Below are 15,163 nucleotides of genomic sequence, written 5' to 3' on the forward strand. Positions count from 1 at the left end.
GATCACGTGCGGGCCGCCCGTGTCCAGGGGGTGATCAGCCGCTGCACACCCAGCAGGAGCAGGTCGGCGGCGACCGCGATCATCACGCACAGCGCGGAGGCGGTGAGGACCTGGGCCTTGAAGTAGGTGTTCATCCCGGCGTAGATGAGGTTGCCGAGCCCGCCGAAGCCGACGATCGCGCCCACCGTGACCAGGGAGACCGCCGAGACGGTGGCGATGCGCAGTCCGGCCGTCGCGGCGGGCAGGGCGAGCGGCAGTTCGACGGCCAGCAGCAGCCGGACGGGGCCGTAGCCCATGCCGCGGGCCGCCTGCCGGGTCTCCTCGGGGACGGCGCGCAGGCCCGCGAGGATGTTGCGGACCAGCAGGGTCAGCGAGTACAGCACGAGGCCCGCGACGACGAGGGTCGCCGACAGGCCGTACACGGGCAGGAGCAGGGAGAACATGGCCAGTGAGGGGATGGTGTAGAGGACGGTCGTCACGGCCAGGACCGGGGCCGCGGCCCAGCGCAGGCGGCGGGCGAGCACGGCCAGCGGGACGGCGATGACGAGTCCGATGAGCACGGCCAGAGCGGTCAGGCGCAGGTGCTGGAGCACGGCGTCGAGCAGGACGTGGCGGCGGGTGCTCAGATAGGCACCGCAGATCCACTCGTTGCGCGCGAGGCAGTCGTCCGGAGGCGCGGTCACCTGTCCATTGCAGCGGGTGGCCCACGGGGTCGGCTCGTTGTGGTGGCCCGTCCGGGGTGTCGCCGGGTACACCCCGCGATACGGGTGCTGCGCCCCGTGCCGCGGGCGTGTGCGCTGCGTAGTTTCCTTCCCGGGGCACAGGGAGTGCCGGACGGAGGGTGATGACGATGGGGCGCGCGGGCATGCGGCGTACGCACGTGAGGGGGCCGGCCTCCCAGGCGCTGCGGCTGGTCAAGGTGACCAAGACGCACGGCAGCGGCGACGGCGCCGTGCGGGCGCTGGACGGGGTCTCGCTCAGCCTGGACAGCGGGACGTTCACCGCCGTGATGGGGCCTTCGGGGTCGGGCAAGTCGACGCTGCTGCGGTGCGCGGCCGGTCTGGACCGGCCGGACGGCGGGCTCGTGATGGTGGACGGCGAGGAGCTGAGCGGCTCTGACGAGGCGGCGCTGACGCGGCTGCGGCGGGAGCGGATCGGGTTCGTCTTCCAGCAGTACAACCTGCTGGAGACGCTGACGGTCGCGCAGAACACCGTCCTGCCGCTCCGGCTCGCCGGCCGGCGCGTCGACCGGCGGCGGGTCCGCGAGGTGCTGGCGGCCGTCGGTCTCGCGGACCGGCTCGGGCACCGCCCCGCCCAGTTGTCGGGCGGTCAGTGCCAGCGGGTGGCGATCGCGCGGGCACTGGTCACCGAGCCGCGGGTGATCTTCGCGGACGAGCCGACCGGTGCGCTGGACACGCGCAGCGCGCGGGACGTGCTGCGGCTGCTGCGGGAGGCGGTGCGGGGGCACGGGCGGACCGTGGTGATGGTGACGCACGATCCGGTGGCCGCCTCCTACGCCGACTCGGTGCTGTTCCTGGCGGACGGCCGGGTGGCCGGGCAGTTGCACGCGCCGACGGCCGACGCGGTCGCCGAACGCCTCGCCCACCTGGGCGACGCCGAGCAGGCGGGGGTGTGAGCGATGCTCGTTCTGGCTCTGCGGTCGGTGCGGCACCGTCCCGGCCGGTTCGCCGCGACGCTGCTGTCCGCGTTCCTCGGCACGGCGATCGTCATGGCGTTCGGGTCGCTGCGCGACACGGCCGCCCGGCCCGGCGTCGACGAGGTCAGTTCCGCGACGCTGACGACGTCGGCGGACGTGGTGGGCGGCTACGGCTCCCTGCTGGTGTTCTTCGCGATCGCGTCCGCGCTGACGGTGAGCGTGCGGCAGCGGTCGCGGGAGCTGGAGTTGCTGCGCTGCTCGGGGGCGAGTCCGGCGCAGCTCAGGCGGATGGTGGTGGGCGAGTCGGTGGCCGTGGCCCTGCTCGGCGCCCTGCTCGCCGTCGCTCCCGCGGTGCTGGGCGGCCGGGCGCTGCTCGGCGCGTTCCAGGACAGCGGTCAGGTGGCCCGTTCGGTCGGCTACCGCTTCGGACCCGTCGCTCTGGCCTGCGGCGTCGGCGTCACGTTCCTCGCGGCGTCCGGCGCGGCCTTCCTCGCGCTGCGGCGGGCGACGCGGCGGCGCGGGCGGCCGGGCAGGGGACGTACGTTCCTGGCCTGCGGGGCGCTCGCGGCCGGTGCCGTCTCGGTGCTGTCGACGTACGCGTTCTCCGCGACCGACGCGGCGCTGATGGCGGCGCCCGCCTTCGGGGCGATCCTGCTGTCGGCGGGGTGCGCGCTGTCGGTGCCCCGGCTGCTGGCGGCGCTGCTGGACCGGTGTCCTTTGGGCGGGGCGTGCGGCTGGCTGGCCGTGCGCACCCTGCGGCGGCGGATCGACGAACTGGCGGGCACGCTGATGGCGTTGACCCTTTTCACCGGCATCGCCACGGCGACGCTGTCGATGCAGGCCGTGGAGAGCGCCGCGGTCCGGTCCTCGGGGCTCGTCAAGTCCGTCGACGCGAAGAACCTGCAGACACTGAACCTCACGGTCGTCGGCATCGTGGTGGTCTTCGTCTGCGTGATGCTCGTCAACTCCCTGTACGCGGCGACCACGTACCGCCGTCGCGAGTTCGGGCAGCAGCGGCTGGCGGGGGCGACGCCGGGGCAGGTGCTGGGGGCGGTCGCCGTCGAGAGCGCGATCGTCACCGTGGCGGGTGTGCTGTGCGGCACGGTGACCGCGCTGGCCGGGATCGTGCCGTTCACCATGGTCCGCGGCGGGGCGGTCCTGCCCCACCAGGCCCTCGGTGTCTGGCAGGCGGTGGCCGCCCTCGCGGCGGCGGTGGTGCTCGGCACGAGCCTGCTGACGGCACGTCAGGTGCTGCGTACGCCCGCGGTGGAGGCGGTGGCGGCCCCGGCGTGACGCGGGGTTCCGCCGGGGACGCCGGGGTGCCGCGATGTTCGCGGGGTGCGTGGCGAAAAGGTGTTGACCGGGGGTGGGGCGTGGCCGTTTGCTCGCCGTCCATGTGCGCCGACACCACCCCACGCCCCGGCGAACCGGCCCTCGACGCCACGCTCGTACGCAGGCTGGTCGCCGGCCGGTTCCCGCGCTGGGCGGGACTACCGGTCGTTCCGGTCGCCTCCGCCGGTACCGCCAACGTGATGTACCGGCTGGGCGACGACATGGTCGTACGGCTGCCCCGGACCGCCGGTTCCGCCCTCGACGTGGCCAAGGAGCACACGTGGCTGCCGCGGCTCGCACCGTCCTTGCCGGTGGCCGTCCCCGTGCCCCTGGGCGCGGGCGCACCGGACGCCGGGTTCCCCTGGCCGTGGTCCGTCTACCGGTGGCTCGACGGCCGTACGCCCGTTAACGGCGGCATCGAGGACCCGGGCCCGCTCGCCCTCGGCCTGGCGCGGTTCGTCACCGCCCTGCACGGGATCGACCCGGCGGACGGCCCGCCCTCCTACCGGAGCGAACCCCTGGCGGAGCGGGACCGGGCCACCCGCGCGGCGCTCGCCGCGCTGCGCGGCGAGATCGACGCCGACGCGGCGGGCGCCGTCTGGGAGGAGTCCCTGCGCGCCCCCGGGCCGGGCGGAGCGCCGGTGTGGATCCACGCCGACCTGCAACCGGGGAACGTCCTGCCGGCCGGGGACCGGCTCGCCGCCGTGATCGACTTCGGCTGCCTGGGCCTGGGAGATCCCGCCGTCGACCTCATCGCGGCCTGGTACGTGGTCCCGGGCGGGGCCCGGGGCGTCTTCCGGGAGGCGGTCGGCGCCGGCGCGGCGGCCTGGGCCCGGGGCCGCGACTGGGCGCTGTCCGTCGCCCTGCAGGAACTGCGCCACTACCGCGACACCGACCCGTACATGAGCGCCGACGCCCGCCGTGTCATCGGCGCGCTGACGTCCGACCACCGGGCCCGGCGAGCGCCCGGGCCGCCGCCGTGAGGGGAGCACGACCCGGCCGTGACGGCGCCGCCGCGGCCGGTGCTCCGCCCCCGCGCCGCGGGAGTGCGCCACCACCACGCCACCCACTGCGCGGGAGTGCGGCCGGGGCCGCGCGGTGAGGCGATGTCAGGTCTCGGGCGGGGCCGCGGGGTCGAGGGGGTCGTCCACGATGCCGCGGTCCCTGCGCGCGGTGTCGTAGGCGTCCACCGCCGTCTCGCCCGCCGCCTCCGTCAGGGCGTGCAGGGCGGGGACCAGCGCGGCGCGCTCCTGCGCGGGCAGCCGCTGCACCAGGCGGCGGATCTCCGCGCGGCGCTGGGAGAGGACCCGCGTGACCAGTTCGTGGCCGCCGGGGGTGAGGCTCAGGACGACCTCGCGCCGGTTGTCCGGGTTGGTCCTGCGGTCGACCAGGTCGAGCGCTTCGAGGCGTTCGACCATGCGCAGCGCGGTGGACGGGTTGACGCCGAGGGTGGCGGCCAGCACGACCAGCTTGACCGGCCCGCAGGTGTCCAGGACCACCAGGGCCCGCAGTTGGGGCAGGGTCAGCGAGTCGGCGGTGGACGCCAGGGCGCGGGCGGAGATCGCCACGAACAGCCGGGACGCGGCCATCACGGCCACGCTCAGCTCCTCGGCCTCGCGGTCGAGCGCGGCCTGCCCGGAGCGGCCACCGGAGCGGGCCCGGCCCGGGTCGGTGTCGCGCTGTGCCATGGTGTCCCCCTGTTCCGCCGCTCCGCCCGGACGGGCGGAAACGATCAGGCGCCGAGCATCATCCCAGAGGACGACGGCACTCGACAGGGATTGTCCGAAAGCCCACTTCCCTCGCGCACCACCGTCCTCTCACCGGGCCGCTCCGGCGGCCGGGGCGCCGTGCCCGCCGCCGAGCTGGTCCCTCAGTTCGCGCAGCAGGTCGGCCGGGAGCCGTCCCGACATCGCCCATTCCACGACGAGTTCGGCGACGTGCTGTTCCTTGATGCGGGTGTGCGCGGCCATCGCGCGCAGCACGGCCCGGGCCCGGTCGCGGGTCACCCCGCCCACGACGGCCACGATGTCGGTCGCCTCCTCCAGGAGGCGGTGCGGGCGGTCGGTCACGCTCATGGCCCTCTCCTCACGCGGCGGGCACGCGGGCGCGCCTGCCCAGAGCGGCCCTGGCGGTCACGGCGACACCGACGCCGGCGCCGACGGCGAGGGCGGAGGCGACGGCGGCGGGATGGCGGGCCAGGGCTGCCTCGACGGAGCGGCTGTGGGCCGAGTCGTCGAAGGCGCCGTGGGCGCCGCGGTCGCCGCCGTCGGGCCGGTCGAGCGGTTCGAAGAGGTTGCTCTCGCCGGTCGGGGGCACCTGGTCGGTCTGCTGGGAGTCGAAGCCGGTGCGGGCCAGGTAGCGGTCGAGGAGGGCGGGGACGAGCCGGTTGGCCCAGACGGTGGCCACGGTGCTGGCGCCGATGTAGTACTGCTTGCGGCCGGGGTGGTCGGCGGCGTGCACGACACCGCGGGCGGCGACCTCCGGCTGGTAGATCGGCGGCACGGGCTGGGGGTGCTTGGGCAGCCGGGAGCGGACCCAGGAGAACTGCGGGGTGTTGACGGCCGGCATCTGGGCGACGGTCACCCGCACCTTGCTGCCGCGGTGCAGGAGTTCGGTGCGCAGCGAGGAGGTGAAGCCGTTGATGGCGTGCTTGGCTCCGCAGTACGCCGACTGCAGCGGGATGGCCCGCTCCCCGAGCGCCGAGCCGACCTGCACCACGGTGCCGCGGTCGCGGGGCAGCATGCGGGTGACGGCGGCGCGGGTGCCGTTCACGAAGCCCAGGTAGGTCACCTGGGTCACCCGCTCGTACTCCTCGGCGGTGATCTCGTCGAAGGGGGCGAAGACGCTGCTGAACGCGCAGTTGATCCATACGTCGATGGGTCCGAAGGCCTCTTCGGCGGCGTCGGCCGCGGCCTCGACCTGCCGGGCGTCCGCCATGTCGGTGACCTGGACGAGGGACCGGCCGCCGAGCGCCTCGATCTCCTGGGCGGCGGCGTCCAGGCCGGCCCGGCCGCGGGCGAGCAGGACGACGTCGGCCCCGCGCTTGCCGTACAGGCGTGCGGTGGCGCGGCCGATGCCGGCGCTGGCGCCGGTGATGACGACGGTCTGGGGCATGGGTCGGCTCCTTACCCGGCGGTGTGCGCCGGTGATCGGGGGTCCTGGGCGAGGCGGGCGGCGGCCTCCAGGAGCAGGGCGTGGACGAAGGCCTGGGGGAGGTTGCCGCGCAGCTGGCGCTGGGCGATGTCGAACTCCTCCGCGTACAGCCCGGAGGACCCGCAGGCGCCGCGGTTGCGTTCGAACCAGCGGTAGGCGTCGATCTCGTTGCCCTGCTGGTGCTCGGCGAGCGCCATGACGAACCCGCACAGCAGGAACGCGCCCTCGGCCTCTTCCAGGGGCCGGTCGTCGTGCCGGAAGCGGTAGATGAAGTGGTCCTGGGCGAGTTGGTCGCGGCAGGCGGCGAGGGTGGCGCGGGTGCGCGGGTCGTCGGCGGGCAGGGCGCCGCGCAGGGGCGGCAGCAGCAGGGCCGCGTCGGCCTTGGGGTCGTCGGGGGTGCGCTGCCAGTGGCCGTCGGGGTGCACGCTGGTGGCCGCGGTGTGGGCGAGCAGGGTGTCGGCGAGCCGGTCACAGGTGTCGGTGAGCGGGCTGCGCGGTGCGGCCGCGGCCAGGGCGCGCAGTCCGGCGACGCAGGTGAGCCGGCTGTGGGTCCACTGCTCGGGGTCCAGTTCCCAGATGCCGGCGTCCGGTTCCCGCCAGCGTTCGGCGACCGCCCGGACGGCGAGGTCCGCGGCCCGCCGTCCGTCGGCGTCGAGGCGGCCGGCGCGTTCGGCCGCAGCGAACAGCAGCAGCGCCTCGCCGAAGCAGTCCAGCTGGAACTGCTTCTCCACGTGGTTGCCGATCCGGCTGGAGCCGCCCGGGTAGCCGGGCAGGTCCAGCTCGTGCTGGTCGGGGACCGGCCGGCCGTGCACGGTGTAGGCGGGGGCGAGGCGGGGGCCGTCGTCCAGCAGCCGCTCGCGGACGAAGCGGACGGCGGCGTCCAGCAGTTCGGGGGCGCCCGCCGCGGCGGCGGCCTGCCCCGTCAGGCTCTGGTCACGGATCCACACGTACCGGTAGTCGTAGTTGCGGCCCGCCTCGGCGCGTTCGGGCAGGCTGGTGGTGGCCGCGGCGACCATGCCGCCGCCGTGGGTGGTCAGCCCGCGCAGCACGGCGTAGGCGCGGCGGGCGTCGCCGGGGGCGATGGTCCGGTCCAGGGCGGGCACGCTGTCGTGCCAGGCCTGTTCGGTGGCGGCCCAGGCCGGGCCGGCGCGGGGCGGGGTGCGCGGCAGCGGGGCGTCGGAGCACTCCAGGACCAGGTCGTGCTGCTCGCCCGGTTCCAGCACCAGATCGGCGGTGAGGCCTTCGGCGCGTACGGTCGCCGCGGGGGCGCCCTGCCAGCGCAGCCGGTGCCGGCCGGTGTGGACGTGCCAGACGCCACTGTCGTCGCGGTGCGGGGTGGCGGCGGGGGCGCGGCCGTAGTCGGCGTGCGGGTCCAGGACGACGCGCACGTGCGCGGTGCCGTCGACGGCCATCAGCCGGCGCAGCAGGACGAGGCGGTCCCTCTCGCCGGGGAAGGCGAGGGCCTCGCGGCACTCCACGACGCCGTCGGTGGTGATCCAGCGGCTGCGCCGGATCAGGGTGCCCTCCTCGTAGTAGCCGCCGGGGACGTAGCGGCCGCGCGGGGTGACGGCGTAGACGCCCCGGCCGCCGATGAGGGAGGCGAAGACTGCGTCGTCGTGCCAGGTCGGCGCGCACAGCCAGTTGACCGCCCCGTCCTGGCCGATGAGGGCGCCGCGCTCCCCGTCGGCCAGCAGCGCGTAGTCGTGCAGCGCGTGCGGGGGGAAGGGTGTGATGCTCATGTGCGTGGGGCCTCACCGTGCGTCTCGTGGGCCTGCGCGGCGGGGGCGGCCATCGCGGTGCCCGCCCCCGCCGCGGCGAAACCGTCGTTCACCGGCCCTCCTCGGCGCCGGGCCGGTCCGGGCGGTGCCGGCCACCGGGCAGGAACTCCTGCACCTTGGCCTTGATGCCCTGGCGGACCATGCCGGCGCGGTCGCTGTCGCCCTTGAGGACGGAGGTCGCGGCGGCCTCGATCTGGTCGAGGGTGGCGTGCGGCGGGATGGGGGGCACGGCCGGGTCGGTGACGAAGTCGAGGACACAGGGCTTGTCGCTCCCGAGCGCGGACTCCCAGGCGCCCCGGACGCCGTCCGGTTCCTCGATCCGGATGCCGTTGAGGCCGAGGGAGCGGGCGAAGTCGGCGTAGGCGACGTCGGGGATCGACTGGGAGGGCAGGAACTGCGGGGCGCCGGCCATGGCGCGCATCTCCCAGGTGACCTGGTTGAGGTCCTGGTTGTTGAGGACGGCGATGATCAGGCGCGGGTCCTGCCACTCCTGCCAGTACTTGGCGACGGTGATCAGCTCGGCCATGCCGTTCATCTGCATGGCGCCGTCGCCGACCAGCGCGATCGCCGGGCGGTCGCCGTGCGCGAACTTGGCGCCGATGACGTACGGCACCCCGGGGCCCATGGTGGCGAGCGTGCCGGAGAGCGAGCCGCGCATGGCGCCGCGCAGCTTGAGGTGGCGGGCGTACCAGTTGGCGGCGGAGCCGGAGTCGGAGGCGAGGATGACGTCGTCGGGCAGCAGGTCGCTCAGGGCGTGGGCGACGTACTCGGGGTTGATGGGTTCGGCATCGACGGCGGCCCGCCGCTGCATCACCTCCCACCAGCGGGAGACGTCCTTCTCGATGGTCTTGCGCCAGCTCTTGTTCTTGTTCGCCTTGAGCAGCGGCAGCAGCCGGGTCAGGGCCACGCGGGCGTCACCGGCGAGGTTCACCTCGAACGGGTAGCGCATGCCGACCATGTGCGGGTCGATATCGATCTGCACGGCCCGCGCCTGCCCGAACTCGGGCATGAACTGGGTGTACGGGAACGACGATCCGATGACGAGCAGCGTGTCGCAGTTCTCCATCATCTCGTACGACGGCCGGGTGCCGAGCAGGCCGATGGAGCCGGTGACGTAGGGCAGGTCGTCGTCGAGGACGTCCTTGCCGAGCAGCGCCTTGGCGACCCCGGCGTTCAGCCGGTCGGCCACCGCCATGACCTCCTGCCGGGCCCCGCGCGCGCCCTGCCCGACGAGGATCGCGACCTTCTCGCCGGCGTTGAGCACCTCGGCGGCGCGGGTCAGGTCCTCGTCGGAGGGGACCGGGGCGTAGTGCGGCATGCCCAGGCTGGAGGGGACCATCTTGAAGGCGTGCTCGGGCGGCGAGTAGTCGAGTTCCTGCACGTCGGCGGGGATGATGACGGCGCACACCGAGCGGCGGGACATGGCGGTGCGCATCGCCCGGTCCAGGACGTTGGGCAGCTGCTCGGGGACGGTGACCATCTCGCAGAAGTCGGAGGCGACGTCCTTGTACAGGCTCAGCAGGTCGACCTCCTGCTGGTAGGAGCCGCCCATGGCGCTGCGGTTGGTCTGGCCGACGATCGCGACGACCGGGACGTGGTCGAGCTTGGCGTCGTACAGGCCGTTGAGCAGGTGGATGGCGCCGGGCCCGGAGGTGGCGGCGCACACGCCGACCTTGCCGGAGAACTTGGCGTAGCCGACGGCCTCGAAGGCGGCCATCTCCTCGTGCCGGGCCTGGATGAAGCGGGGGTTGTCGTCGGCCCTGCCCCAGGCGGCGAGCAGCCCGTTGATGCCGTCGCCGGGATAGGCGAAGACGTGCTCCACACCCCAGTCGCGCAGACGCTCGAGGACGTGGTCGGAGACCTTCTTCGACATGTTCGAAAGACCTTTCCGGAGGGGTGCGTTCACAGGGCTCGGTCAGGGCGGCGCAGGTGGCGGACGGCTCCCCGGCCGGCCGCGGCCGCGGCCGTGGCGGCGAGGACCGCGGCGCCGGCGACGCCCGCGGTGGCCGCCCACCGGGCCGCGCGGGACGGTTCGGCGGGCCGGACGGCCAGCCGTTCGGGCTGCTCCTGGGGCAGGTTCCCGTCCAGGCCGAGGGCAAGCACCTCGGCGAGGTGCAGGGCGCGGCGGCCGGTGCGGCCCTGTTCGATCTGGGTGCGGCAGCTGAAGCCGTCGGCGAGCACCAGGCTGTCGGGGGCCGCCGCGCGGACGGCGGGCAGGACGCCCTGTTCGGCGACGGCCATGGAGACCTCGTGGTGGCCGCGTTCGAAGCCGAAGTTCCCGGCCAGGCCGCAGCAGCCCTCGTCCAGGACGTCGGCGTCGAGGTGGGCGCGGCGCATGAGTTCGCGGTCCGCGTCGAACTTCATGATCGCGTGCTGGTGGCAGTGGGTCTGCACGGTCGCCTGCCGGGTCAGCTTCGGCGGCTGCCAGCCGTCGGGCGCGTGGTGCACCAGCTGTTCGGCGAAGGTGCGCACCTGCCCGGCCAGCCGCTTGACGTCCAGGTCGGCGGGCATCAGCTCGGTCGCGTCGGAGCGGAACACGGCCGTGCAGGAGGGTTCCAGGCCGATGATCGGCGTGCTCGCGTCCAGGTAGGGGCGCAGCACGTCCAGGGAGCGGCGCAGCACCTTCTTGGCGGTGTCGAGCTGCCCGGTGGAGATCCAGGTGAGGCCGCAGCACACCGGTTCGGTGGGGACGGCGACCTTGAAGCCCGCGTCCCGCAGGACCCGTACGGCCGAGATCGCGATGGAGGGGTGGAAGTAGGTGCTGAACGTGTCGGGCCACAGCACCACGGTCCGCGGGTCGGCGGGGTCCGGCTGCTCGGCGTCCTGTTCCCGCCACCACTGGAGGAAGGACTGCGGGGCGAACACGGGCGCCTGCCGCTCTTCGGCCACCCCGGCCAGCGCCTTGCCGGCCCGGGACAGGCCGGGGGCGCGCAGGAGGGTGTTGACCAGGGAGGGGGCGAGACGGGAGAGGCGGGCCCACAGGGGCAGCCAGCCCATGGAGTAGTGGGCCGGCGGGCGCAGCCTGCCCTCGTAGTGGTGGGAGAGGAACTCGGCCTTGTAGGTCGCCATGTCGACGTTGACCGGGCAGTCCGACTTGCAGCCCTTGCAGGCCAGGCAGAGGTCGAGGGCGTCCTTGACCTCGGTGGAACGCCAGCCGTCGGTGATCGTGGAGTCCGCGTGGCCGTCGAGCATCTCGAACAGCAGCCGGGCCCGGCCCCGGGTGGAGTGCTCCTCCTCCCAGGTGGCCCGGTAGGAGGGACACATCACGCCGCCTTCGTGGCTGCGGCAGTTGCCGATGCCGACGCAGCGCATCACCGCGCGGGTGAAGGAGTGGTCGTCCTCCGGATAGCCGAAGTGCGTCTCGGGGGTGGCGGGCCGCCAGTCGGCGCCGAGACGGAGCTGGCCGTCGACCGGGTTGGGGGCGACGATCTTGCCCGGGTTCATCCGGTTGCCCGGGTCGAACAGCGTCTTCAGCTCGCCGAAGGCGGTCACCAGACGCGGCCCGAACATCCGTACCAACAGCTCGCCGCGGGACTGGCCGTCGCCGTGCTCGCCCGACAGCGACCCGCCGTAGGAGGAGACGAGGTCGGCGGCGCGCTCCAGGAAGCGCCGGAAGTCGGCGACGCCCTCGGCCGTCTTCAGGCCGAACGGGATCCGCGTGTGCACGCAGCCCTGCCCGAAGTGCCCGTACAGCGACGGGTGGTCGTAGTCGAACTCCTCGAACAGCTTCTTCAGGTCGCGCAGGTAGTCGCCCAGGCGTTCGGGCGGCACCGCGGAGTCCTCCCAGCCCTCCCAGGTCTCCCGGTCGTCCGGGGGCCGCGCGGTCACCCCGAGTCCGGCCTCGCGGGCCTTGAGCATCTCCTGCTCGCGCTCCGGGTCGTCGGAGAAGGCCACGTCCGGGTCCTCCTCGCTGCGACCGAGGGCGCGCAGCAGGGCGTGGGCCTGCCCGTCGACGTCCTCCTGGCTGTCCCCGCTGTACTGCACGAGCAGCCAGCTGTCCCCCTTCGGCAGGACCCGCAGGGAGTCCAGGTAGGCGCCCTCCTCGCGCATCAGCTGCGCCATCCGCCCGTCCAGCGCCTCCAACTGGCTGGGCGAGCAGTGTTCGAGCACCCGGGAGACGTCGTCGCCGGCCTGGCAGATGTCCTCGTAGCCGAGGACCAGGATCGACTGGTACGGCGGCACGGGCACGAGTTCCAGCTCGGCCCGCAGGACGGTGACCAGGGTGCCCTCGCTGCCGACCAGGGCGCGGGCGACGTCGAAGCCGTTCTCGGGGAGCAGCGAGTCGAGGTTGTAGCCGGAGACCCGGCGCGGGATCTTGGGGTAGCCGCGCCGGATGTCGGCCAGGTACTCGGTGGCGATGCGGTCGAGGCCGGCGTAGATCTCGGCCTTGCGGCCGCCCTCGGCGGCGATCCGGGTCCGTTCGGCCTCGGAGGTGGGCCCCACCCACGTCCGCACGCCGTCGTAGGTGAGGATCTCCAGCCGGCGCACGTTGTCGACGGTCTTCCCGTACGCCTGTGCGGACGCCCCGCACGAGTTGTTGCCGATCATGCCGCCGAGCGCGCAGTGGCTGTGGGTGGAGGGCTTCGGGCCGAACTGGAGGCGGTGGTCGGAGAGCCGCCGGTTCAGCTCGTCGAGGACGATGCCGGGTTCGACCACGCAGGTGCGGGCGTCGGGGTCCACGGAGATCAGGGCGTGGCAGTACTTGGTCCAGTCGATGACGACGGCGGTGTTCGTGGACTGCCCGGCCAGACTGGTGCCGCCGCCGCGCGAGAGGACGGGGGCGCCGTGGCGGGCACACACCCGCACCGCCTCCGCGCCCGCCTCCACCGTGCGCGGGAGGACGACGCCGAGCGGCACCTGACGGTAGTTGGAGCCGTCCGTGACGTACGCACCTCTGCTCCCGGCGTCGAACCGGACCTCGGCGTCCACGGACTCGCGCAGGGCCGCCTCCAGAGCGGCCACGTCCACCGCGGGGACATCGAGAGGGGGTGTACGACTCATCAGCGGCAACCGCCTTCCTGGACCGTGCGGGGCGTTTCGGCGACCCGGGCCTGCCCGGCTCCCGGCCGTTCGCCGACCCTGCCGAGGTGGCGGGCCCGTGCCGCCGCCGCTCCCCCGGGTACCCGCCCTTGCAGTGTGCAAGGGTGCCTTTTCCCGCGCGCGCCGGACGGGGCCCGGCGGGCGTCCTGCCGGATCTTGGGCGTGCGGGTGTACGTCCTCGCGCACGCGGCGGCCCCGGGCGGGGGCCGGGGCGGGGACCGCCGCGCCGGGCCAGGGCGGGCCGCGTGTGCGGGGGCGCGGCGCGCCGGCCGGTGCTGGGCCGATCGGGTGAGGGGGCGATCAGGTGAGGGGCCGCGGCCGGGGGGCGGTCGGCAGTCGGCCCTGGGTACGGCGCGGCCGTGACGGTGTCCAGCAGTCGGCCCTGGGTACGGCGCGGCCGTGACGGTGTCCGGTGTCCGGTGGCCGGGCCGGGCCGGTGCGGCGCGGCCGGGCGGCGCGGCCGGCCGGTGCGGCGCGGCCGGGCGGCGCGGCCGGCCGGTGCGGCGCGGCCGGGCGGCGCGGCCGGCCGGTGCGGCGCGCGCCGTGACGGTGTCCGGTGGCCGGGCCGGTGCGCCGTAGCCGGGCCGGTGCGCCGTAGCCGGGCCGGTGCGGCGTGGGGGTGATCGGCTCGACGAGGCCCGCGGCCTCTTCCCGGTCCACGGCGGCGGCGGGCTCGTCGAGGAAGCGGAGCAGGAGTTCCGGTTCGTGCGGCAGGGCGCGGGCGAACGCGATGCGCCCGCGGCACCTGCGGCAGCCGGCCGGCGCGGTGACGCAGCCGGCGGGCGGAACCGGCCTCCGTCACCGGTTGCTCGGCGCGGGCGCGGCCGGCGCGCGGGGAACGGCCGGGCGGCACGGGCGGCGGCCCGGAGCCGTTCGAGCGCCGTGTGGCCGCTGCGCGGGTCGCCGCTCCGCAGGACGTGGCCGACGCGTTCGCGGCGCACCCACGGCCGTCCGGGGGCGGCCAGGCCAGGCCGGTGCCGGCGAGTGGCGCCTACCCGGCGTCAGGCCGCGGCAGCGCGCCGGCTGCCGTGAGGGTTCAGGGGTTGTCGCGGTGGCGGCGGATGCGGGCGGCGACCTCGTTGTCCTCGGTCTCCCACCAGGGGCGTACCCGGTCGGACGCCGTCGGGGCCGCCGTCTCCCGCCTCGCGGGGCGGTTCGCCGTCTCGCCCGGCTCGCCGTCCAGGCGCCGGTCCAGGGCCGCGTTCTGGAGGCGTTCGGCGCGGGCCCACTGCGCGAGGACGGCCAGCAGGAAGGGCAGGGCGACCAGTTCCGCGATGCTGAGCATGGCTCCGCCGCCGATCTGCTGGTCGTGGCGGACGTCGGGGGCCCAGGCGGGGGCGTGGTGCAGGTACCAGGCACCCGCGATCAGCGTGCCGTGGGTCATCACCACGACGCCGGGCACCGCGTCGACGAGGCCGTCCAGGAAGACCAGCGCGGCACGCACCGGGTGCGTGCACCAGGCGGGCAGCGTCTGCTCGCGGGTGAGCACCGGGACGACGAACAGGCACCCGGCCGCCAGCAGGTGCAGATACATCAGTTCATGCAGCCAGCTCACGCGCAGCGCGGTGGCGAAGTACGGCGTGAAGTAGACGACCAGTTCGGTGGTGAGCACCAGCGCCGTGCTGACCAGCGGAAAGGTCAGCACGCGCACCACCCGGCCGGTGACGGCCCGCCGGACCCGGTCCGCGCGGGCCTGCGGCAGCGCCTCCACGGCGAGCCGCAGCGGGTCGCCGAGGGCAAGGCCGAGCGGTGCGAGCAGGTCGAGCAGGACGTTCTGCACGGCGGCCGGCCAGAACAGGACGTGGTCGTAGACGGCCAGCGCCGACATCGTGGCCACCACCAGCGCGCCGAGCCCGAGCAGGACGAACGCGGCGAGCCGGGCCACCGGCCAGGACCGGCCCCGCCGGCGCAGCCGCAGCACGCCCCAGCCGTACAGCCCGCCCAGGACGGCCACCAGCAGCAGAGCGGGCATGTCCGGCTGCCACGAGGTCAGCAGCCGGCCCACTGTCGGCTCGGCCAGGCGGGCCGCCGACAACGGCATGCCGGTCATCGCGTCGGCGCTCATGCGTATCGGTCTCCTTCGCCCACCGGGGGACGAGTCGGTACAGGTCCCCCGGGACGGTAGCGCCCCGCGCCCGTGCGCCCGGCGGCGGGGTGGCCGCCGCCGGGCGCCGGCCGGGGCCGGTGGCGGCCCCGGTGCGGG

The 15,163-nt window shown here is 74.9% G+C and carries 11 protein-coding genes; 3 read left to right on the plus strand and 8 right to left on the minus strand.

The window, feature by feature from the left end:
- Nucleotides 1-2: 2 nt before the first annotated feature.
- On the minus strand, nt 3-683 hold the full coding sequence (locus tag AB0G56_RS01735; protein ID WP_360961958.1) for an ABC transporter permease: 681 nt from the start codon (nt 681-683) through the stop codon (nt 3-5).
- 167 nt (nt 684-850) lie between these two features.
- Between AB0G56_RS01735 and AB0G56_RS01740 the strand changes: the two genes are divergently transcribed.
- The 3 genes from AB0G56_RS01740 (at nt 851) to AB0G56_RS01750 (ending at nt 3,972) form a co-directional block, all read left to right on the plus strand.
- Nucleotides 851-1,636, plus strand: coding sequence for an ABC transporter ATP-binding protein (locus AB0G56_RS01740; RefSeq protein WP_360962245.1), 786 nt, complete (start codon nt 851-853; stop codon nt 1,634-1,636).
- A gap of 3 nt (nt 1,637-1,639) precedes the next feature.
- Nucleotides 1,640-2,950: an FtsX-like permease family protein gene (locus AB0G56_RS01745; protein ID WP_360961961.1), complete on the plus strand. Its 1,311-nt coding sequence runs from the start codon at nt 1,640-1,642 to the stop codon at nt 2,948-2,950.
- A gap of 101 nt (nt 2,951-3,051) precedes the next feature.
- Nucleotides 3,052-3,972: an aminoglycoside phosphotransferase family protein gene (locus AB0G56_RS01750; protein ID WP_360961964.1), complete on the plus strand. Its 921-nt coding sequence runs from the start codon at nt 3,052-3,054 to the stop codon at nt 3,970-3,972.
- 126 nt (nt 3,973-4,098) lie between these two features.
- On the opposite strand, the gene AB0G56_RS01755 is transcribed toward AB0G56_RS01750, so the two are convergent.
- From AB0G56_RS01755 to AB0G56_RS01785, 7 genes are all read right to left on the minus strand, one after another.
- The gene (locus AB0G56_RS01755; RefSeq protein WP_360961967.1) at nt 4,099-4,677 is read right to left on the minus strand and encodes a MarR family winged helix-turn-helix transcriptional regulator; all 579 of its coding nucleotides are present in this window, start codon (nt 4,675-4,677) and stop codon (nt 4,099-4,101) included.
- Nucleotides 4,678-4,806: 129 nt separating this feature from the next.
- Nucleotides 4,807-5,064 (minus strand): hypothetical protein, encoded by a 258-nt coding sequence (locus AB0G56_RS01760; protein ID WP_360961970.1) that lies wholly within the window; start codon nt 5,062-5,064, stop codon nt 4,807-4,809.
- Between the two features lie 10 nt (nt 5,065-5,074).
- On the minus strand, nt 5,075-6,103 hold the full coding sequence (locus AB0G56_RS01765) for an SDR family oxidoreductase (protein ID WP_360961973.1): 1,029 nt from the start codon (nt 6,101-6,103) through the stop codon (nt 5,075-5,077).
- An 11-nt stretch (nt 6,104-6,114) separates the two neighbouring features.
- Nucleotides 6,115-7,881, minus strand: a complete 1,767-nt coding sequence (locus AB0G56_RS01770) for a glycoside hydrolase family 15 protein (protein WP_360961976.1) — start codon at nt 7,879-7,881, stop codon at nt 6,115-6,117.
- 88 nt (nt 7,882-7,969) lie between these two features.
- Nucleotides 7,970-9,793: a thiamine pyrophosphate-requiring protein gene (locus AB0G56_RS01775; protein WP_360961979.1), complete on the minus strand. Its 1,824-nt coding sequence runs from the start codon at nt 9,791-9,793 to the stop codon at nt 7,970-7,972.
- A gap of 29 nt (nt 9,794-9,822) precedes the next feature.
- Nucleotides 9,823-12,921 (minus strand): FAD-linked oxidase C-terminal domain-containing protein, encoded by a 3,099-nt coding sequence (locus AB0G56_RS01780; protein ID WP_360961981.1) that lies wholly within the window; start codon nt 12,919-12,921, stop codon nt 9,823-9,825.
- Between the two features lie 1,075 nt (nt 12,922-13,996).
- A complete protein-coding gene (locus tag AB0G56_RS01785) occupies nt 13,997-15,025 on the minus strand; it encodes a cytochrome c oxidase assembly protein (protein WP_360961984.1) in 1,029 nt (342 codons plus the stop codon).
- Between the last annotated feature and the right edge of the window lie 138 nt (nt 15,026-15,163).

The organism is Streptomyces sp. NPDC021356 (assembly GCF_040641015.1).
GTDB lineage: Bacteria > Actinomycetota > Actinomycetes > Streptomycetales > Streptomycetaceae > Streptomyces.